Origin of the sequence: Flavobacterium daejeonense DSM 17708, assembly GCF_000425425.1 — a bacterium.
Lineage (GTDB): Bacteria > Bacteroidota > Bacteroidia > Flavobacteriales > Flavobacteriaceae > Flavobacterium > Flavobacterium daejeonense.
Genome location: NZ_KE384374.1, coordinates 53,824 through 73,249, shown reverse-complemented (window position 1 = coordinate 73,249; position 19,426 = coordinate 53,824). Strand labels below are relative to the sequence as shown.

The following is a 19,426-nucleotide window of genomic DNA, read 5'->3' as shown; positions in this document are numbered from 1 at the left end:
TAAAATTGCCGGTCTAAACAAACGGTGAGAACATCATTTGACCTCTAAAAATAAATTACAGATATGAAAAAAAGATTAGAAGCCGATTTAATTAGCATCGCACACAGAATTTTACAGCTTAAAGATAAATCTGACGTGAATCAATTGTATTTGGAAACCCAAAAACTATACGAAAAACTGTCTGTTTTAAAATTTATAGAAGAAAATTACGCGGATACCAAACCTACCATTGGCAGCTATAGCGAGATTGAAAAGGAAGTAGAAGGTTTCTATGACAAAGAAGCTGCTTTACCGGTTGAAACAGTTATTGAAATGACTGAAAGCACTATTTATCCGGAAACTAAAACCGAAGAAACTGTTGCAGCAACAACAGAAATAGTTGAAGAAGAAAAAGAAGCTGTTGCCATTTCTGAAAATAATACAATTGAGGTAGAAACTATTGTTGCTGAAGAAACAGAAGAAGAGGAAGAAGACTTAGTTTCTGACGAAGAAGAAATCTTAGAAGAAAACGAAACTGAATTCCACGAACAGGAACCGGAAATCGAAATTGAAGAAGAGGAAGAGGAAGAAACTGATAATGAAAAAGTGGAAATTCCGGCTTTCAAAGCAGCTTTCGAATTAGCATCTGAGCCGGAAGCTGAAGAACTTAAAAAATCGGAACCTTTACAAATTTCGTTTGAAGACTTATTAGGTTTGGATTACAACGAGCCTGAATTTGTTAAAGTAGATGAAATTCCGACTCCTGCCACAACTAATAATATTGTTTTTGAAGCTCCGGAAGCCATAGAAACTCCTGTAGAAAAAGCCGTGGAAACTTCTGAAAAAGCAAATCCTAAATCTCTTTCGCTAAACGATAAATTTTCGAAAGGAATTGAAATTGACCTGAACGACCGTCTGGCTTTTGTTAAACATCTTTTTGGCAACAGCAACGAAGATTACATTCGTGTAATGAATCAAATAATTACTTTTGATAATTTTTATGAAACCAAAAGTTTCATAGACGACATGGTTAAACCCGATTACAACAACTGGGAAGGAAAAGAAGAATATGAAGAACGTTTTATGGAAATTATCGAAAAAAAATTCCTTTAAAACAACTGAAGAAGAACTAATTTATGTCTAAATTATACATCGTTCCCACACCCATAGGCAACCTCGAAGACATGACTTTTAGAGCCATCCGGATTCTAAAAGAAGTCGATTTGATTCTGGCCGAGGACACGCGTACCAGCGGAAAACTCCTGAAACATTTTGAGATAAGCACGCACATGCACAGTCACCACATGCACAACGAGCACAAAACCACCGAAAATGTGATTGCCCGACTGAAAGCAGGTGAAAACATTGCACTGATTTCGGATGCGGGAACTCCAGCGATTTCCGATCCCGGTTTTTTACTCACCCGTGCCTGTGTTGAAAACAGAATTACAGTGGAATGCCTCCCGGGAGCAACTGCCTTTGTTCCTGCACTAGTAAATAGTGGTTTACCAAATGACAAATTTGTTTTCGAAGGTTTTTTACCTGAAAAAAAAGGACGTCAAACCCGATATTTAGAATTGGCAGAAGAAGTCAGAACGATGATTTTGTATGTTTCGCCACATAAATTAGTAAAAACACTGAGCGAATTTGCGACTTATTTTGGCGAAGACCGACAAATATGCGTTTCGCGGGAGCTTTCTAAAATGCACGAAGAAAACCGAAGAGGAACAGTCAAAGAAATTTTGGCGCACTTTGAAAACACAGCTCCAAGAGGCGAAATTGTAGTTATCGTTGCCGGAAAAACGATTGTAAAAGAAGCAAAGAAAAATAAATTTCAAAAAGACGAAGAATAGAAATCAAGCCACAGATTTAAAGGATTAACACAGATTAAAAAATTTTCAATTTCTGGCAGTAAATAAAATTTCAAAGACTAAAATTAAGTCACCTATTACAAAGATTAACAAAGTACAAAATCCTTAAAATCTTTCTAATCTGTGGCAAAAAATTAAATACAACCCATGAATATCCAAACTTTCTTAGAAAAATTAAAACAAACACCTGAAGCCATTACTTTTCCGGAAACCATTGAAGTAATCGAAGCGAATTACGATTTTACTCCAACCGCTTTTCAAAATGGAAATACACATAACGCGGCCGGGACCAACTCAGGTTCCTGCAAATTATTTGCTTTTGCCCAATTACAAAACTTATCTCAGGACGAAACCTTAGCCTGTTTTGGCTCTTTTTATCGTGACGAAGTTTTAGGTGAGCCCGAAGGAACCAATCACCAAAACATCCGAAACTTTATGGTTCACGGTTGGAGCGGCATTCAGTTTGAAGGAACTGCTTTAGAATTGAAATAAATTATTTAAGATTGAAGGTTAACGTCCCGATAACTATCGGGACTGATTTCAGATCTAAAATCAAAAATCGTTAATCAACATTCAAAAATCGAAAAAAATGCGCTGGACACTGAAACCCAAACCTTCGGAAGACAAAATCAAACACTTGGCGCAGGTCTTAAATGTAGAAGAATTTGTAGCCCAATTATTAGTGCAGCGCGGCATTGAAACTTTCGAACAGGCCAAAAACTTTTTTCGCCCTTCTTTAGAGCATTTGCATGATCCTTATCTGATGAAAGACATGGACAAAGCCATTGCCCGAATTGAAAAAGCTATCGAAAACGACGAACGCATTCTTATTTTTGGCGATTATGATGTTGACGGAACTACTGCAGTTTCTTTGGTTGCTTCTTATTTAAGCAGTTTTTATCCCAATGTAGCCACTTACATTCCGGATCGCTATACCGAAGGTTATGGCGTTTCTTTCAAAGGGATTGACTTTGCTGATGATAACGAATTTTCATTAATCATTGCGCTGGATTGCGGTATCAAATCGATTGATCATGTGGCCTACGCCAAAGAACGAAACATTGATTTTATTATTTGCGACCACCACCGCCCGGGAGATTCTTTGCCAGAAGCAGCTGCAGTTCTTGATCCTAAAAGAATCGATTGTAATTATCCTTATGATGAATTGTGCGGCTGCGGAATTGGTTTTAAACTCATTCAGGCGATAGGTGCAAACAGAAATCAGACGATCGAAGATTTAGTGCCTTATCTCGATTTGGTTGCTACCGCCATTGCCGCCGATATTGTCCCGATAACCGGAGAAAACCGGGTATTGGCGTATTTTGGTTTGCAGGTCATCAACAACAATCCCAGACCGGGAATTAAAGCTTTGGTACACCAAATCAAAAAGCAAAAATTAGACATTACCGATGTGGTTTTTATCATTGCTCCGCGAATTAATGCCGCCGGACGCATCAAACACGGAAATCAGGCAGTGAAATTACTCAGTGAATTTAACTTCGAACAAGCGCAACAGTTTGCTTCTGAAATCGAACAATACAATGCCGCCCGTAAAGATTTAGACAAACAAATCACTAAAGAAGCTTTCGAACAAATTGAAAAAAATCAGGAGCAAAATAGATACACTACAGTTGTTTATCAGGAAGACTGGCACAAAGGTGTTATCGGGATTGTAGCTTCCCGATTAATTGAAACCTATTATCGCCCGACGCTGGTTTTTACCAAAAGTGGTGATAAATATGCGGCTTCTGCCCGTTCGGTTAAAGGATTTGATGTTTATAATGCACTGGAAGCCTGTTCGGAACATTTGGAGCAATTTGGCGGACACATGTATGCTGCCGGAATGACTTTAAAAGAAGAAAACTATGCTGCTTTTAAAGAAGCTTTTGAATTACAGGTTCAAAAAACCATTCATCCGGAGCAGCTCATTCCAGAAGTGGAGGTTGATGCCGAAATTAATTTTTCGGATATCACACCTAAACTTTGCCGTATTTTAAAACAATTCGAACCTTTTGGCCCTATGAATATGACACCTGTTTTTGTGACAAAAAATGTTATTGATACCGGTTATGCCAAAAAACTCGGAGCTGAAGAGGAACATTTAAAACTTTTCGTGAAACAAAATCAATCCGAAGGAATTGCAGCTATTGGTTTTGGTTTAGGAAATAAAATTGATTTGACCACCAATCAAAAACCATTTCAGGCAGCTTATTGCATTGATGAAAACGAATGGAACGGTAAAACTTCCATTCAATTACGATTAAAAAGTATTCAATAATGACTTCAAAAAAAATAGATAAAAAAGACCCTTACGCAGCCTTGCGTTACAAAGAATTCAACACCTTTTTATTCCTTCGTTTTGCGATGGTTTTTGCCTGGTCCATGCAGTTTATCGTCATTGAATGGGAAGTGTACAGCATTACTAAAGATGCGCTTTCACTGGGAATCATCGGATTAATGGAAGTAATTCCTGCGGTTTCACTAGCCTTATTTGCCGGACATATTGTAGATCAAAAAGAGAAAAAAGGCTTGCTGATGAAATGTATTTTTGCTTTCTCAATAATCAGTTTTGGACTGTTTCTTTTAACCTGGCCGGCTGTTGTAGGAGGAATTTCGAATCAAATTATATTATACCTCATCTATTTTCTGGTATTTTTAGGTGGATTAGTCAGAGCTTTTTTAGGTCCTACTATTTTTTCCCTTCTTTCCTTAATTGTTCCTAAAAAAGTATATCCGAATGCCGCAACCTGGAGCAGTACGGTTTGGCAAATTGGTTCAGTAGTAGGACCCGCCGTAGCCGGTTTTTCAATTACACTTATGGGAGTGCATTGGTCTTTATGTTTGGTTTTTGCCTGTTCGGTGATGGCATTATTGGCTTTATCCCAAATTAGTGAAAAACCAATTTTAAATCCTAAAATTGGCGAACCGGTAATGCAAAGTTTAGCCGAAGGAATCAAATTTGTCTTTAACAATAAAACGGTTTTAGGAGCGATTACCCTCGATATGGTTGCCGTTCTTTTTGGCGGAGCTGTTGCTTTATTACCTATTTTTGCTCAGGATATTCTTAAAGTAGGTCCGGAAGGATTTGGTTTCCTGAGAGCCGCTCCGGCAGTGGGCGCTTTTTTAACCATGCTTGTTACTGCTTATGTCCCTTTAAGTAAAAATGCAGGAATGAAATTGCTGACCGCCATTTTTGGATTTGGTGTTTGTATCATTATTTTTGGACTTTCTACCTTGTTTTGGGTTTCCCTTTTAGCCTTATTCTTTAGTGGTGTTTTTGACGGAATTTCCGTGGTCATTCGTCAAACTATTTTGCAAATCAAAACTCCGGATAATATGCGCGGAAGAGTTTCTTCGGTAAATTCTATGTTCGTAGGTTCTTCCAATGAGTTAGGCGCTTTTGAAAGCGGCTTGACCGCCCGATTAATGGGAACTGTTACCGCAGTAGTTTTTGGAGGAAGTATGACGCTTTTAGTGGTTTTAACCACAGGAATTATTTCGCCTTCTTTTAGAAAACTGGATTTAACAAAAGATATTGAAGAACACGAGAAGAAAAATTAAAAAATAGCAATAGAAATTTCCTAAAAAAGACTAATTATTGTTAAAAAAATACATTCTTAACAATAATTTAATCTAAGTGTTTTTCGTTTAAACTACTTTAATAGCTTTTTAAACGAAAAACATGAGCTTCAAAACAAAAATTAATGCAGTAAGAAGAAAAATTACGCGCAGCTTAACAAAGAATATTGGAACAACAAAACTGGGACAAAATCCTGATTCTAAAATAGAACTTAAAAACGTGTTAATCTGCCGTCCTAACCACCGTTTGGGTAATTTGCTTCTTATCACGCCTTTAGTTCAGGAAATCAACCATACTTTCCCGGATTGTAAAATTGATATTTTTACAAAAGGAGGCTTAGGTTCTGTCGTTTTTAAAAATTATCCTTCGGTTGAAAACTTTATTGTTTTGCCAAGAAAACCATTTAAAGAACTCCTCAAATACATTAAAATTTGGTTTAAAATCAAACAAAAAAAATACGATTTAGTCATCAACATCGATGGTGGTTCTTCTTCAGGACGTATGTCAACTCAATTGGCAAATGCTGATTTTAAATTTTTTGGCGAACTCAACCTGGAAATTGTTGCTAATCATCCTGATTACAAACACATGGCCAAATATCCAATTTTTGAATTTCGCCATTATTTAAACCAACTTGGTTTCCCAAATCAGCAAAAAGAAATCCCAACTATTAACATCAAACTCACCGAACAGGAAATTCAGGATGCTAAAAAAATTCTGAATCAGATTGTTCCAAATGATAAAAAAACCATCGCCATTTTTACTTTTGCTACTGCTGCCAAATGCTACTGCACGGAATGGTGGGATGTTTTTTATGAAAAATTAGTACACTGTTTTCCGGAATACAATATTGTGGAAGTTTTGCCTGTGGAAAATGTTTCGCAAATTAACTTCAAAGCACCTTCTTTTTACAGTAAAGACGTTAGAGAAATTGCAGCTTTTATAGCCAACACCGAAGTTTTCATTGGTGCCGACAGCGGAATTATGCATCTTGCCTGCGCTTCGCAAATTCCTGTTGTGGGATTATTTTCGGTAACAGTTCCTGAAAAATATGAGCCTTATGGGAACAACAGTATTGCCATCGACACCAATGTTACCGATTTAGAAGCTATGATTGAAATTATTAAAAAACGTCTTAACTAAATCAGGATTTATTTTTTTATTATTTTTATTTAGAATAAATTTAAATAATAATTATATTTGTTTCATACTTAAAAAATCATGGAACAAATACATCAAATATATCTTAACAGCACAGGAATTGCGTTTTATTGGGAAAAAGAAGAAGGAATTATTCCCGGCCGAATTCAACTAATCTTTAAGGAAATCGGTTTGTTTTTTTCCTACGCCGAACTTAAGGATTTTAATTATTTAATTGACGAAAGTATTGCTAAAAACAGTTGTTGTGCAGCCTGTGAACTGAAAAATTCTAACTGTAAGTTTTTATTAAAAACACCTTTGTTTCCCCTCGATTTATCAGTTACTATGAACGAATTACGAGATATAAAAGATTTGGTTTACGGAACTTTGTTCAAAATTGATTTGGAAATCTATTTATACGGGGAAGGAAAAAACTAGTTTTCGAAAGTTTTAATTACAAAATTTTCTCCATCAAAAACACCATAGGTAAAATACGAAATCCAATCGCCAAGATTAACATAATCGGCATTTTCACCCACAGAATGAATCATCGGCAAATGACGGTGACCAAAAACCAGATAGTTATAATGCCTGGTTTCTAATTTTCGTTTGGCATACAAAATCAGCCATTCTTTGTCTTCTCCTAGAAATTTCACATCCGATTCTCCGGAAATCAACTTATTTTTCACTGAAAGATATTGCGCCAAACGGACACCAATATCCGGATGCAACCATCTGAAAAGCCATTTCGAAAAAGGATTCGTAAACACTTTTTTCATGCGTTTGTAACCTTTATCTCCCGGACCTTTTCCGTCTCCGTGACCAATTAAAAAAGTCTTTCCGTTAAACGTAAACTCCTGATTATCGCGAAAAACAGGAATATTTAATTCTTGTTCAAAATAATCATCCATCCATAAATCGTGATTCCCAACGAAGAAATAAATCGGAATTCCGCTGTCTCGAATTTCGGCCAATTTACCTAAAACACGCACAAAACCTTTAGGCACAACCGTTTTGTATTCAAACCAAAAATCGAATAAATCACCCAAAAGAAAAATTGCCTCAGCATCTTGTTTCACTTCGTCAAGCCAGGCCACAAATTTTTGTTCTCTGGGGAAACTCAATTCGGCTGTTGGCGCTCCAAAATGCTGATCGGAAGCAAAATATACTTTTTTCATAGAAGAAGTTCTGAGTTATGGGTTGTGAGTTATGAGTTTATACATTAAAAATTCTATTCAACATCTAACTCTTAACTTATAACTTTTAGAGATTATCACTGGCAAACCATTCGGCAAAAGAAGAATCGGTTTCCTGTAATTTCAACGAAAACAATTCGATTCCTTCAGGTAATCTGCCGCTAATTCTTTGGGCAAAATCAATAACCATATTCTCGCTCGTAGGCTGGTAATCTACCAAAATAACGTGGTGTCCGCGATTTTTTAATTCTGCTGCCAATTCAACATGAGGTGTTGTTTCGTTAAAAACTGTTGCATGATCAAACTGATCTACCACTTCTTCTTTTACGATTTTTTTCAAATCGCCAAAATCGATTACCATTCCGAATTTTACATCATTACGATTCTTTATCGGTTTTCCAATAACTGTTACGGACAATTTATAACTATGACCATGCACATTTTTACATTTTCCATCATAGCCGTACAAAGCATGACCCGTTTCGAAACTAAATTGTTTGGTAATTCTGATTTTACTCATCGATTTGAATTTTAGGTTGCAAATTTACGAATTAATAACTGTTTAAATAATAAATTCCAAATAAAGAAAAATTCCAAATTCCAATAGTTTTGAGTTTTTTATTGGAATTTGGAATATTAGAATTTCCTTTTTTATTTCTTAAACTGTTCCAGAGCTTTTTTAGTAAAATCAGACAAAACCAATTGTCCCGTAATTGCTGCTCTTTCTAATAATAGTGATTCCCAATTTTCAGTTCCTTCCCAAATCACTTTCTTCATTTCGAATAAAGCCTCGGGATTATAAGAAGCTAATTTGGAAGCAAAATCGGCAATAGCCGCATCCAATAATTCGGAATTTTCAAAAACTTCGGCATACAATCCTTTTTCCTGCGCCCATGCTGCCGATTTCCATTGGTGTGTATTTAAAGTCATTTCGGTCATAGCGGTTGTACCCATTTTTCTGCTAACAGCAGGCTCAATCACAAAAGGACCGATTCCTATCGCTAATTCCGATAATTTAACCGCAGCATTATCTGTCGCAAAAACATAATCACAGGCCGCAACAATACCTATTCCTCCTCCAACAGCTTTTCCGTGAACACGACCAATAATCAGCTTGGAACATTGACGCATCGCATTGATTAAATGCGCAAAACCGGAGAAAAATTCCATTCCTTCCTGCTCATTTGAAACAGCCAGAAGTTCGTCAAAAGAAGCACCGGCACAAAAAGCAGCCGTGCCTTTACTTTTCAAAATAATTATAACCACAGCGTCATTAACACTTAAAGAATTGATTTCCGCTGTTAATGAATCCAACAAGGATCTTGGAAAAGAGTTACTCGCCGGATGTCCAAACTCAACCGTAGCAATTTTATTTTCGATAATAGTAAGTAAAGAACCTTTAGTTTCCTGCGTATTCATTTTGAATAGTTTTTAGGTAAAGTTAAAAATATTCGATAAAAACAATAGTTTTTTCAAAAGTTGTTTTTTGAATAAGATAAAATACTATATTTGCCTCGCATTTGGAAATCCAATCCATACGGGAGATTAGCTCATTTGGCCAGAGCGTCCCGATAGCAATCGGGAAGACGACCAATGAAAAACACGGGGGATTAGCTCATTTGGCTAGAGCGCTACGCTGGCAGCGTAGAGGCGACCGGTTCGAATCCGGTATTCTCCACCAATAAAAACTCAAGTCAATTGGCTTGAGTTTTTTTTTAATTTTAGAGCTATGTTTTACACATACATTATTTTCTCTAAAACTTTAAACAAATACTACATTGGTTCCTGTCAAAATATTCAGGAACAATTAGCTGACCATTTAAATAGCCGAAGTACATTTACAAAAAAAAAGCTAAAGACTGGGAATTAAAATATTTCGAAAGCTTTGAATCAAGAAGTGAAGCTTATCAAAGAGAGATAGAAATCAAAAAAAAAGAAAAGCAGAAAATATATTGAATATTTAATTGAAAATAAAAACTAAAGAATCGATATACATAAAGACTTATTGACAAAAAAAAGGCTGTAAATGTTAGTTTACAGCCTTTCATTTTTTTATAAAACCATGCACTTATTTTTCAGGACAGTCAACTGTTGAAAATTTATATTTTACATTTTCAAAATCTATAGGTTCTCCTTTCACAAAATAAGTAGCTCCCATTGTCGTCTCCATTTTTCCGTTACCAAGAATCAACTGACCTTCTTTTTTTAAGAAAGCCAACGGATTTTTATAAGTTACTTTGTCATTTCCTGCATCTATAAAAGTGTAGCTAACCAATAAAGTGTCGCCATGAAAATCACCGAAAATTTCTCCAATTTTATTCGGCATTTTGTCAATCTTCATAACCATATCTCCGGACACTTCCCCGCTTTCTAAGGTATTTATTTTTAGATTGATAGTGTCATTTTCGTATAACGCCATATAGCATGCCGTACTTACCACCACATCAGGTTTTAATTTAGCTTCCTTCTCCGCTTTTTTTTCCGGATCTTGTTTACAACTTCCAAAACCAATGCAAACGAATAAAAAACAAATCCAACTTAGAATTCTCATAATAGTATATTTTAAATTAATAATTGCGATAATAGCTAAAGCTAATTTACGAACAAACTCCAATTATTAACTCATATATCTCTAATTATTTCAACTAAAAATCAAAATAGTACTAACTTCCGGTCGAACTTTTTATCATTATTATTGTAGTTCTAAAATTAAAGCCGATTGTCCCTCTATCTCAAAAAGGCCGCTTAATTCGAATTGCTTTCCGGTCAAAACATCTTTCCCAATTTTGAAATTCTTAATATTCTCCTGAAAACGTTTTGGATTTATTTTGCTAGAAGCCAAACTATTATTCACCACCACCATTACTGTTTTAGCATCGGTAAATCTAAAGTAAACATAGACATTGTTTTCCGGAACATAATGCGTCATTTTTCCAAAATGTACGGCTTCATTGGTTTTTCGCCATTGAAATAATTGGGAAGTAAATTCAAAAAATTGCTGTTGCTCACCAGTTCTTCCAATTTTAGAAAAAGCATTGTTGCTGTCACCTTCCCAACCACCCGGAAAATCCAATCGGATGGCACCGTCACCCTGAGTTTTGTTTCCTGCCATGCCAATTTCAGAGCCATAATACAATTGCGGAATGCCACGAACCGTTGCCAAAATACTCATTGCCATTTGGTATTTTTTGAAATCCTTTTGATAAATTTCGTTAAAGCGATTGGTGTCATGATTTTCAACAAAAGTCAGCAAATTATTCGTATTTGGATACAAAAAATCATTGGTAAAATTGTTATAAACCTTCATTAGTCCTTTGTCCCAATCGGATTGATTTTCATTAAAAGCCACTGCCAAAGCATCCATCAGCGTAAAATCCATTACACTTGGTAAATGAGAATTAAAATTTTGCATCGCTCCAACTTTGCTATCCTTTTGCCAATAAGCCATTTGCGCCTGATCCGGCATCCAAACTTCGCCCACAATATTAAAATTCGGGTATTCATCGGTGATGGCTTTGGTCCATTTGGCAATTCCTTTTTTATCATTATAAGAATAGGTATCTACACGAAATCCATCCAAATCGGCATATTCAATCCACCAAATCGCATTTTGAATCAAATAATTCAACACCAAAGGATTCGATTGATTCAAATCAGGCATGGACTGCACAAACCAGCCGTCTGCACACAATTTTGCATCTATTTTAGAAGCATTGATATCAAATTGAGTTGTCATGCGGTAATTGGTTTGCGCATAACCCGGAAACTGATGAATCCAGTCATAAGCAGGCAAATCTTTGATTATCCAATGTTCCATTCCCCAGTGATTGGTCACATAATCCATGATGAGTTTCATCTTTCTTTGATGCAAAGCCGATGACAATTTCAGATAATCTTCGTTCCTTCCATATCGAGGATCAATGCGGTACACATCGGATTGAGCGTAACCATGATACGAACCCTGCGCATCATTATCCTCACAAAGCGGCGTAGCCCAAAGTGCCGTTGCTCCCAATTCCTGAATGTAATCCAAATTTTGAATAATGCCTGTGATATCGCCACCATGCCTGCCGGACGGATTGTTTCTGTTAGCTTTTTCAGTAACTGATTTTTCATTGTCATTTTTCGGATTTCCATTAGCAAATCGATCCGGCATGAGCAAATAAATCATATCCGAAGCATCGTAACTTTGGCGTAAAGCCGAATTAGCTCTTCGCTGTTTCAACGCATATTTCTTAACAAAAGTCACTTTTTTATTTTTCGAAAAAGAAAACAACAATTCCTGCGGAACTGCATTTTTAGTATCAATAGTTACAAAAAGATAATTGGGATTTTCGGTTTTCTGAACCGCTTTTATTGGAATTCCATTCGAAACCGAAACTTCATTTTCGGCGATATTTTTTCCATAAAATAAAATTTGCACTTCTGGATTTTTCATCCCGGCATACCAAAAAGGAGGTTCGGTTTTTTGGATTTGTGACCAACATTTTATCGAAAGAAAACACACCATAAAAAGGCTAATCTTCAATAGTTTTTTACTTTTTATAAATAAATCCATCATATTAATTCGTCTTAAAATTCCAAATTTGCCCGATTGTTTCTCCGCCCTTATTATCCTTAACCACCACTTTCCAATAATAATTTGTAGCAAACTGTAAATCATTAATTTGCAAAGAAGTCACGGTCAAATTACTTCCTACTTTGGTCATTGGTACAGTCGCCATTCCGCAATAGATATCATAAGTAAGCACATCACTAGCATCTACATCTGAAGCCAACCATTTTAAGGTAACGCTCGTTGCACTGATAAGCGAATTGATTTCGGGTTGGACAATTTGAGGTAAAAAAGGCGCGTGATTGGCCACCGCATCACCTTCGGTATAAAAACTAAAGGTATTAGAATAAGTACTGGGAGCATTTTTACTGTCGGTAGCTTTTACCCTCCAATAATAGGCCATCCCTTTATTGAGGGTAAAACTTTGGTAACTGGCAGTACCTTCGGCTGTTTTTACAATTTGTGCAAACTGATTATCGGTAGCAATTTGAATTTGATACGTAATCGGATTATTCTCGGCATCCGTGGCAGGATTCCATTCCAAGCTCACCGCATTATTGATACACAAAGTGTTATTGGCAGGTGTTACCAACGAAGGAGCTGTGGGCGCCGTATTTACAGTTTCCGATTCGGATGACGAATCACCGCCACCACAGGAAATCAAAAATGATATTATTAAAAATAAAGCAACAATCTTTCTCATCTTTATTGTTTTATAATCGTTAAACTAACCGGATTTTCTAAATCAATTTTTGCGAAATAAACAGCTGAGGCTAATTTTCCCAAAGACAATTTCACTTTTTGATCCACAACCGTATAAATTTCTTTAGAAATTAATTGCCCGTTTGCCGTGTACAAAGCAATATGAACTTCATTTTTGGAAGTTGGAACCAAAAGCGTCATTACATCCTGAACCGGATTTGGATAAGCCAGCACCGTATCACTATTTGCAGAAATATTTTGCGTATAAATTCCCTCGCAAGGCACAGCCGATTTTACTTCCAATATATCGCCTTTTTGAACATCAACTGAAAAAGAAGTGGAATTGGTCTCAAATTGAGTTATTCCATTCAAAGCAACCTGATAAGGTGCTGTTCCTTCGGCAATTTCAACTGCTATTTTATTCGAAGTAAGCGTAGATTTTCCAACTAAAGTCCCACCTGAACCGATTGTAATGGAAAAACATTGTTCGAAAATTTTGCCGGGAATAGTAATACAAACCGGGTAAGTTCCGGGTGCTAAATCAGAAACCGTCAAACTATTGTTCACAAAATTATAATTGATATTATTGATTTTGGCTACATAATCATATGATTGAAGAGCAGTAATACCGATTTGTCCATTTTTCTTATTGGCGCAGGTTTCAGATTTGGATTCGATAGTAAAATTATCAGAAGGCAAAGCAAAAGGCACATCGGTAGTAAATGCAGGTTTATTACCGTAAATTCGAAATTGTCCCGCCGGAATAGCAATCGGATCATTGACATTGGACACATTCCACACCGAATTATCCATCAAATTGTACCATTCACCAGGATAAGGAAACCCTGTTGCTACGTTTTGCGTGGTTACATCAAAATTGGCCAAAATTATCACATCTTTTAGGCTATTAGCCGGCAATGCAGCATCGGTAATTTTAATATTCTTAGTCAAAGAACTACTGTTTTCCATGGTAACTGTTCCGGAAAAAACAGCTTCTTCGGTTTTAAGTTTTATCATTCTCGCCCAATCGGAATAAATTTTATAGCGATTGTCATTGACTAACCAATTATTAGCCCATTGCGGTTGTGGTTTTGTGGCCAGTTTACAATCTCCGGAAGTCGTATCAGAATCCGTGTTCACAGTTCCGTTATCACAGGTAAAAATGGAATTCTCGAAACCTAATTCTCCAAAATGCCAAATCATCTTAGGCCCCGGCACTAATAAGGAAACTGCTCCAATTGCCGACATTCTTGATAAAGCCGTATTTAAATTTTTCACATTATGAGCCACATTAGCTGAATTTCCGTATTGCAGGTTTTTATACATCAGGCGTTCTTCGTCATGACTTTCGGCATAGCCCATCAATCTGTTTTTGGTAAAACCTCGGTTGGCACTGTTCATTCTGGCAATATTGGCTGTATAACCCATTGAAAGTTCGTTGTATTCATTGGTCATTTTTCCCCACAACATAATGCCCTTGCTTGGCGACTCGGCAATGCGATAATTAGCCCATTGCTGTTCTTCTGCATCTGTTCCCAGATGTTCAAAAATCGAATAATGCGTTGCGTCTAAACTCCAGGAATAATCGGCATAGGATTTCAATACATCCACACGATCCTGCTGATACCCATTAGTACAACTTTCATCAGCAGCGGTACAGTTTTGCGTAAAGCCTTTGGTCAAATCCCAACGAAATCCGTCGATATTATATTCCTGAATCCATTGTTTGATGACTCTTTTCACATAATATTGGGTTCGGGCTTGCTGATGATTAAAATCTTCCCCTACATTGTAACTGTGTTTAGCCACTGCATTAAAATAGGGATTCTCTGTTGTTGGCGAACCAAAACCATCTCCGTCGGGATCGTTCATCCACATACGAACCATTGGATTTCTGCCAAAAGCATGGTTGAGCGCCACATCCAGAATGACGGCAATTCCGTTTTGATGACACAAATCAATCAACTCTTTGAACTTATCCGAAGTCCCATAAAATTTATCCAAAGCCAAATGAAACGAAGTATTGTAACCCCAGCTTTCATTGCCTTCAAACTCCATCACCGGCATTAACTGAATAGCATTTATTTTCAATTTCTTGAAATAATCCATTCGATTAATCAAATCCTGAAAATTGCGATACGCATCAAAATCGCGTACCAAAACTTCATAAACGACTAATTTTTCTTTTTCTGGTTTGGAAAAATTGGTCACCTGCCAATTGTATGGAGTTTGTCCTGTTTTTAAGACCGTTACTTCAAAATTTTGTCCGGCAGGATAAGCCGGTAAATTAGGATAAGTTGTTGCCGGAATCCATGAATCATCATAAGGAGAAAGTACCAAAGTGGAATAAGGATCGGCAATCTTGACCATTGTTGGCGAATTTGCTAAAGGTGTTTGATCGACAACCCAATATTGGTAAGTATAATTGGTTTCAGAAGTTAAACCTGCAATTTCCAACCAAAATTTACCCGATGCAGGATCTTTTTTCATGGCATAAGTCGAATTTGGCTGCCAATTGTTGAAACTTCCAGCGATATACACAAAATCTTTCCCCGGAGCATCCAAAACTAACGTAGCCTTAGTGGCATCAGTTGGATTATAATTGATACCATCCTCTAATCCTGCTGGCATTGCTTCTGAAATGGTATTTGGATTTACCACCACATTAAACTTTTTGGTAATTATGGCAGCTCCTTGTGTAACCTGCAATTCGTAATTTTGATTTGTAGAAATTGCCGAATGCGTATAAGAATAAGTTGCAGTACCAGAATTGGAATTAATAGTTGAACCATTGGCTTTCAAAACATAACTAGCGTTTCCACCTGAATTGCTTGCTGAAATAGTAAAATCAGCACCCGAAGAAATTATAGTTGTACTATTTTCCAGCGGTGCAGTTAATGTCAATTGAAAACCGCCCACCTCAACTAAAATATCCTGTGATTTTTTATCGCCGGTTCCATTTTTGGCTTTGACTAAAAAGCCTATTTTTCCTAAGCCGGTAGCATTGTAATAAGTAGCGGGAGTAATCGTTTTGGTATAAGTATCTGTTGCGGCATTATAGGTAAACCTGCTTGCTTCGGACGAAGCATCCCAGCTTCCGTTATCGGGAGTTCCTTTGGCAGTGGTATCGTCAAGTGCAAAAGCCCAAGCCCACATATAGAGCGCGTTTCCGCTAATCCCCCAGGTCAATTCGTTGATACTATTTCCGTTTATGGTAATAGTAATTGCTGCTGTTTCTTCAAAAGTAGCCGGACTTACAGTATAAGTTACTATTTGTTGCTGACCCAAAACCACCATTGAAAAAAAGCAAAAAAAGAAGAGTAGGTATTTTTTCATCTTAATTTGTTTAGTAAAAAAAAGGCTATCCGGAGATAGCCTTCATCATTATTTCAATTCGTTATTCCTGATTAGGAATCATCAAGTAACTTCCGTCTAAATCATTGAAGAATACTTTGTATTTTGATTTGGCCACAGGAATATCTCCTCCACTGGTTCCATTAGCAGGAAATGCAGAAAAAGCAGTATCACCACCCCAGTTTACATCCCAGGAATTATTGGCTCTAAACTTCGCTTTACCATCAAACAGGCTAATTGTAAGTGCCCAATAATGAGGATTAAATGCCGATTGCGTCATATCAGTATCTTCTCCCCAACCATCGTCATTACCAGTTCTTGAAGAACCAATTAACCCAATAGTTGGATAAACAGTTGCAGCAGAAGCATCAAATGGAACTAAAGTATAGCTTAGATTTTGCACATTCATCGTAAAAGTATAATAACCCGCAGTTGGAATATTTATATTTGCCGGATCGCCATCAGATTCGGTTGCTCTGTAAATTAAACTTCCTCCTGAACCACCATACATGGGCGCCCAACTTCCTAGTTTGGAAATCACTTTGAAATAACCCGCATAAAAATAACCTGTAAACTTGTACAAGTTAACATCAGACCCACTTCTAAAGAGCGGTTGATTTCCATTATTATTATCCCAGTTGGCAGCCGTGGCATCACCTACTAAATACCAATCGGTATAAGGATAAGGTACCAAACCGGAATAAGCTGTAACAGTGATAGTTGCTTTATTTTCTGAAACGACAACCACCCCTCCGGAAACACTGCTTTTTACTTTTATATCAAAATCAGAAGCCGTTCCAGGTTCTGCGCCTAAATCTATCGCAGCCTGATTCAAAGTTTTAACTAAAACCGAAGCTTCGGTCACATCAGCAGTGGTAGCCAAAACTTTTGGAGAAGAAAAATCTCCTCCTTTTACATCCATCATCAGAGTATAAGTTACTACTACATCCTGAGAATATTCAGCAGCGGACCAAACAAAATTATCCGCAGCTTTCGTAGCATTTTCTTCCGTTAACACATAGGTTTTAGCTGTTAAAGAAGCTGGCAATACCGGAATACTTAAATTCTCAAGAACCGGTCTGTTATCTACCGCATCGGCGTTGCATGATAAAAACAAAACGCTTACCAATGCGATTACTATTTTATATAAATTTTTCATCTTTAATTGAAGTGATTAGTTAGTATCCGGTATTTTGCTCTAAAGTTGGGTTTGCCTGAATCGTTTTGGCAGGAATCGGCATCAAATCTCTAAATGATGCTGTTGCCGAACCATCTTCAGTTCCCCCTTTCCATTGCCAGATTTTATCTGCTCCTGAAAATTTTCCGAAACGAATTAAATCGGTTCTTCTGTGGCATTCCCAAAATAATTCACGCCCTCTTTCATCCAGAATAAAATTAAGATTCATATTGACTGAACTAATCGTAGATGCCTGAGCACGGTTTCTTAACATGTTAACATAACCAACAGCAGTAGTCATATCAGTACCTGAAGCACCTCTTACCGCACATTCAGCATACATTAACATTGCATCAGACAAACGGAACACTGGGAAATCAGTATCCGGAATATCATTACGTTGTGCCGCAGATCCATCAGAATTTAGATTAGTAAATTTAGTCACTGCATAACCATTCGTAAATGTTCCTATATTAGCAATATCCAATGTTTGACCTGGAGTATATGCAGATAATCTTTTATCTCCCCAAATTTGCTGTGTTCCTAAAGATACTGGAGCATTATTAAATGCCGTCGGAGCTGCAACTTCAACACCATTTAAAGTAATTTTACCTGTTACAAAATTAAATACGTAAGTATTATTTGCATTATACCCTGTTTGCGTTTCATTTCTGTCGTTTGAATCAAATGTTTGGCCATCTTTATTAACCAAAATACCTGTATTGTTTGATAAATTTTTATTCTTTGTTTGATAAAAATCAAATGAACTTGTTGGATTACCAAAATTAGCCACAAACTCTCTACGGGTTCTGATTCCCTGCCAGCCTCCATTCATACCGTATTGAGCAGCATCCATACTTCCTCCTATAGAAGCATGTAAAATAAAACTCATACCTCCACCGGTCGCTCTAATCGCATTTCCGTCACTGACAATTGGGAAAATAAATTCCGATTGTGCTCCGTTTCTGTTATTATCCGCAGAGAATAAATAACGGTAAGGCACATTAGCAAAAGTATATCCGGAATTATTGATAATATCCGTACACAAAGCAGCAGCCTCATTATATTTTTCAGTTCCGATATAGACTTTAGCATTTAAATAAATTTTTGCCAATAAAAATTTAGCCGCCGTTTTATCAATTCGGCCGTATTCATTTGCTTTTGAAGCTACTAAACCCGCATCCAAATCTTTCAGTTCGCTTTCTACATAAGCAAAAACTTCGGCTCTGGTTTTTTGTTCCGGATAGAAAAATCCAACAGGATCATTTTCGGTCGTAATAGGTACATTACCAAACAAATCCATTAGATTAGCATAAGAAAAAGCTCTTAAAAAACGGGCTTCTGCTCTAAAATAAGCGATATCCGTTTTCAAGCCGGTATCTACCCCACGAGCTGTTAATTTTTCATCTGTTGTTTGTCTCAAAAATTCATTGGCCAAACTAATTTCATAGAAAGCTCTGGAGAAAGTTCCGTATAAAAATTCGTTGTTTGGCGACCAGGTTTGTGTATTTAATGTTGGCAAAGTACCATCGGCCCAGGCAATAACGGCTTCATCAGTGGTAAATTCCTGACATACAAAAAGTAAGCGCAAATAACTGCTGAAATCACCTCCAATTCCGGCAATATCTGCTTTACCATCACCATCATTTCCTCCAACATACAAACCGGCATATAATTTGGCTAAAACCTGTTTATAAGAATCCGGATCCTGAAAAAAGCTATCAGAAAGGAATTCGTCATCGTCTTTTGGAGTCACATCTAAATCGCTCGTACACGATACTAATGTCATATTCATTCCTAAAATAATCAGGAAGAAAATGGATATATATTTGAATGAAATTTTCATTTTGTTTAATTTTTTGATTGTTAATT

At 36.8% G+C, this 19,426-nt stretch carries 17 protein-coding genes and 1 tRNA gene; 9 read left to right on the top strand and 9 right to left on the bottom strand.

Annotation, left to right across the window (positions count from 1 at the left end):
- Positions 1-63: 63 nt before the first annotated feature.
- The 7 genes from H599_RS0118065 (at position 64) to H599_RS0118035 (ending at position 7,008) form a co-directional block, all read left to right on the top strand.
- Positions 64-1,092 (top strand): hypothetical protein, encoded by a 1,029-nt coding sequence (locus H599_RS0118065; protein ID WP_026715392.1) that lies wholly within the window; start codon positions 64-66, stop codon positions 1,090-1,092.
- Between the two features lie 23 nt (positions 1,093-1,115).
- A complete protein-coding gene (gene rsmI, locus H599_RS0118060) occupies positions 1,116-1,832 on the top strand; it encodes a 16S rRNA (cytidine(1402)-2'-O)-methyltransferase (RefSeq protein ID WP_026715391.1) in 717 nt (238 codons plus the stop codon).
- A 165-nt stretch (positions 1,833-1,997) separates the two neighbouring features.
- Positions 1,998-2,342, top strand: a complete 345-nt coding sequence (locus H599_RS0118055) for a HopJ type III effector protein (RefSeq protein ID WP_026715390.1) — start codon at positions 1,998-2,000, stop codon at positions 2,340-2,342.
- A 97-nt stretch (positions 2,343-2,439) separates the two neighbouring features.
- On the top strand, positions 2,440-4,128 hold the full coding sequence (recJ, locus tag H599_RS0118050; RefSeq protein ID WP_026715389.1) for a single-stranded-DNA-specific exonuclease RecJ: 1,689 nt from the start codon (positions 2,440-2,442) through the stop codon (positions 4,126-4,128).
- Positions 4,128-5,411, top strand: a complete 1,284-nt coding sequence (locus tag H599_RS0118045) for an MFS transporter (protein WP_026715388.1) — start codon at positions 4,128-4,130, stop codon at positions 5,409-5,411. Before recJ ends, H599_RS0118045 begins: the two co-directional genes overlap by 1 nt.
- 121 nt (positions 5,412-5,532) lie before the next feature.
- Positions 5,533-6,573 carry a glycosyltransferase family 9 protein gene (locus tag H599_RS0118040; RefSeq protein ID WP_026715387.1) on the top strand — a complete coding sequence of 347 codons (1,041 nt, stop codon included), beginning with the start codon at positions 5,533-5,535 and terminating at the stop codon, positions 6,571-6,573.
- 78 nt (positions 6,574-6,651) lie between these two features.
- Positions 6,652-7,008, top strand: coding sequence for a hypothetical protein (locus H599_RS0118035; RefSeq protein ID WP_026715386.1), 357 nt, complete (start codon positions 6,652-6,654; stop codon positions 7,006-7,008).
- On the opposite strand, the gene H599_RS0118030 is transcribed toward H599_RS0118035, so the two are convergent.
- From H599_RS0118030 to H599_RS0118020, 3 genes are all read right to left on the bottom strand, one after another.
- On the bottom strand, positions 7,005-7,748 hold the full coding sequence (locus tag H599_RS0118030; protein WP_026715385.1) for a UDP-2,3-diacylglucosamine diphosphatase: 744 nt from the start codon (positions 7,746-7,748) through the stop codon (positions 7,005-7,007). The genes H599_RS0118035 and H599_RS0118030 overlap by 4 nt on opposite strands.
- An 85-nt stretch (positions 7,749-7,833) precedes the next feature.
- Entirely contained in the window at positions 7,834-8,286 is a 453-nt protein-coding gene (locus tag H599_RS0118025) for a 6-pyruvoyl trahydropterin synthase family protein (protein WP_026715384.1), read from the bottom strand.
- A gap of 131 nt (positions 8,287-8,417) precedes the next feature.
- Positions 8,418-9,185 (bottom strand): enoyl-CoA hydratase/isomerase family protein, encoded by a 768-nt coding sequence (locus tag H599_RS0118020; protein ID WP_026715383.1) that lies wholly within the window; start codon positions 9,183-9,185, stop codon positions 8,418-8,420.
- 185 nt (positions 9,186-9,370) lie between these two features.
- Here H599_RS0118020 and H599_RS0118015 point away from each other — a divergent pair.
- Both H599_RS0118015 and H599_RS21290 read left to right on the top strand, forming a co-directional pair.
- Positions 9,371-9,447: transfer RNA gene (locus H599_RS0118015), tRNA-Ala, on the top strand.
- Positions 9,448-9,495: 48 nt separating this feature from the next.
- Positions 9,496-9,636, top strand: a complete 141-nt coding sequence (locus tag H599_RS21290) for a GIY-YIG nuclease family protein (protein ID WP_245600565.1) — start codon at positions 9,496-9,498, stop codon at positions 9,634-9,636.
- Between the two features lie 198 nt (positions 9,637-9,834).
- Here the strand turns inward: H599_RS21290 and H599_RS0118010 are convergent, their stop codons facing one another.
- The 6 genes from H599_RS0118010 to H599_RS20665 all read right to left on the bottom strand — a co-directional run bounded on the left by H599_RS0118010 (position 9,835) and on the right by H599_RS20665 (position 19,400).
- The gene (locus H599_RS0118010) at positions 9,835-10,317 is read right to left on the bottom strand and encodes a hypothetical protein (RefSeq protein ID WP_026715382.1); all 483 of its coding nucleotides are present in this window, start codon (positions 10,315-10,317) and stop codon (positions 9,835-9,837) included.
- Positions 10,318-10,458: 141 nt separating this feature from the next.
- Entirely contained in the window at positions 10,459-12,327 is a 1,869-nt protein-coding gene (locus H599_RS0118005) for a glycoside hydrolase family 13 protein (RefSeq protein ID WP_155960831.1), read from the bottom strand.
- Between the two features lies 1 nt (position 12,328).
- Positions 12,329-13,024: a glycoside hydrolase family 78 protein gene (locus H599_RS0118000; RefSeq protein WP_026715380.1), complete on the bottom strand. Its 696-nt coding sequence runs from the start codon at positions 13,022-13,024 to the stop codon at positions 12,329-12,331.
- Between the two features lie 2 nt (positions 13,025-13,026).
- Entirely contained in the window at positions 13,027-16,359 is a 3,333-nt protein-coding gene (locus H599_RS20150; RefSeq protein WP_081810602.1) for an alpha-amylase family glycosyl hydrolase, read from the bottom strand.
- A 61-nt stretch (positions 16,360-16,420) separates the two neighbouring features.
- Entirely contained in the window at positions 16,421-17,536 is a 1,116-nt protein-coding gene (locus H599_RS0117990; RefSeq protein ID WP_026715379.1) for a SusE domain-containing protein, read from the bottom strand.
- 19 nt (positions 17,537-17,555) lie between these two features.
- Complete coding sequence (locus H599_RS20665; RefSeq protein ID WP_081810604.1) at positions 17,556-19,400, bottom strand: RagB/SusD family nutrient uptake outer membrane protein; 1,845 nt, start codon at positions 19,398-19,400, stop codon at positions 17,556-17,558.
- Positions 19,401-19,426: the final 26 nt, after the last annotated feature.

Excerpts from the sequence above, each read along its gene's own strand:
- H599_RS0118065 (WP_026715392.1), top strand. The coding sequence starts at position 64 with ATGAAAAAAAGATTAGAAGCCGATTTAATTAGCATCGCACACAGAATT.
- rsmI (WP_026715391.1), top strand. The coding sequence starts at position 1,116 with ATGTCTAAATTATACATCGTTCCCACACCCATAGGCAACCTCGAAGAC.
- H599_RS0118055 (WP_026715390.1), top strand. The coding sequence starts at position 1,998 with ATGAATATCCAAACTTTCTTAGAAAAATTAAAACAAACACCTGAAGCC.
- recJ (WP_026715389.1), top strand. The coding sequence starts at position 2,440 with ATGCGCTGGACACTGAAACCCAAACCTTCGGAAGACAAAATCAAACAC.
- H599_RS0118045 (WP_026715388.1), top strand. The coding sequence starts at position 4,128 with ATGACTTCAAAAAAAATAGATAAAAAAGACCCTTACGCAGCCTTGCGT.
- H599_RS0118040 (WP_026715387.1), top strand. The coding sequence starts at position 5,533 with ATGAGCTTCAAAACAAAAATTAATGCAGTAAGAAGAAAAATTACGCGC.
- H599_RS0118035 (WP_026715386.1), top strand. The coding sequence starts at position 6,652 with ATGGAACAAATACATCAAATATATCTTAACAGCACAGGAATTGCGTTT.
- H599_RS0118030 (WP_026715385.1), bottom strand. The coding sequence starts at position 7,748 with ATGAAAAAAGTATATTTTGCTTCCGATCAGCATTTTGGAGCGCCAACA.
- H599_RS0118025 (WP_026715384.1), bottom strand. The coding sequence starts at position 8,286 with ATGAGTAAAATCAGAATTACCAAACAATTTAGTTTCGAAACGGGTCAT.
- H599_RS0118020 (WP_026715383.1), bottom strand. The coding sequence starts at position 9,185 with ATGAATACGCAGGAAACTAAAGGTTCTTTACTTACTATTATCGAAAAT.
- H599_RS21290 (WP_245600565.1), top strand. The coding sequence starts at position 9,496 with ATGTTTTACACATACATTATTTTCTCTAAAACTTTAAACAAATACTAC.
- H599_RS0118010 (WP_026715382.1), bottom strand. The coding sequence starts at position 10,317 with ATGAGAATTCTAAGTTGGATTTGTTTTTTATTCGTTTGCATTGGTTTT.
- H599_RS0118005 (WP_155960831.1), bottom strand. The coding sequence starts at position 12,327 with ATGATGGATTTATTTATAAAAAGTAAAAAACTATTGAAGATTAGCCTT.
- H599_RS0118000 (WP_026715380.1), bottom strand. The coding sequence starts at position 13,024 with ATGAGAAAGATTGTTGCTTTATTTTTAATAATATCATTTTTGATTTCC.
- H599_RS20150 (WP_081810602.1), bottom strand. The coding sequence starts at position 16,359 with ATGAAAAAATACCTACTCTTCTTTTTTTGCTTTTTTTCAATGGTGGTT.
- H599_RS0117990 (WP_026715379.1), bottom strand. The coding sequence starts at position 17,536 with ATGAAAAATTTATATAAAATAGTAATCGCATTGGTAAGCGTTTTGTTT.
- H599_RS20665 (WP_081810604.1), bottom strand. The coding sequence starts at position 19,400 with ATGAAAATTTCATTCAAATATATATCCATTTTCTTCCTGATTATTTTA.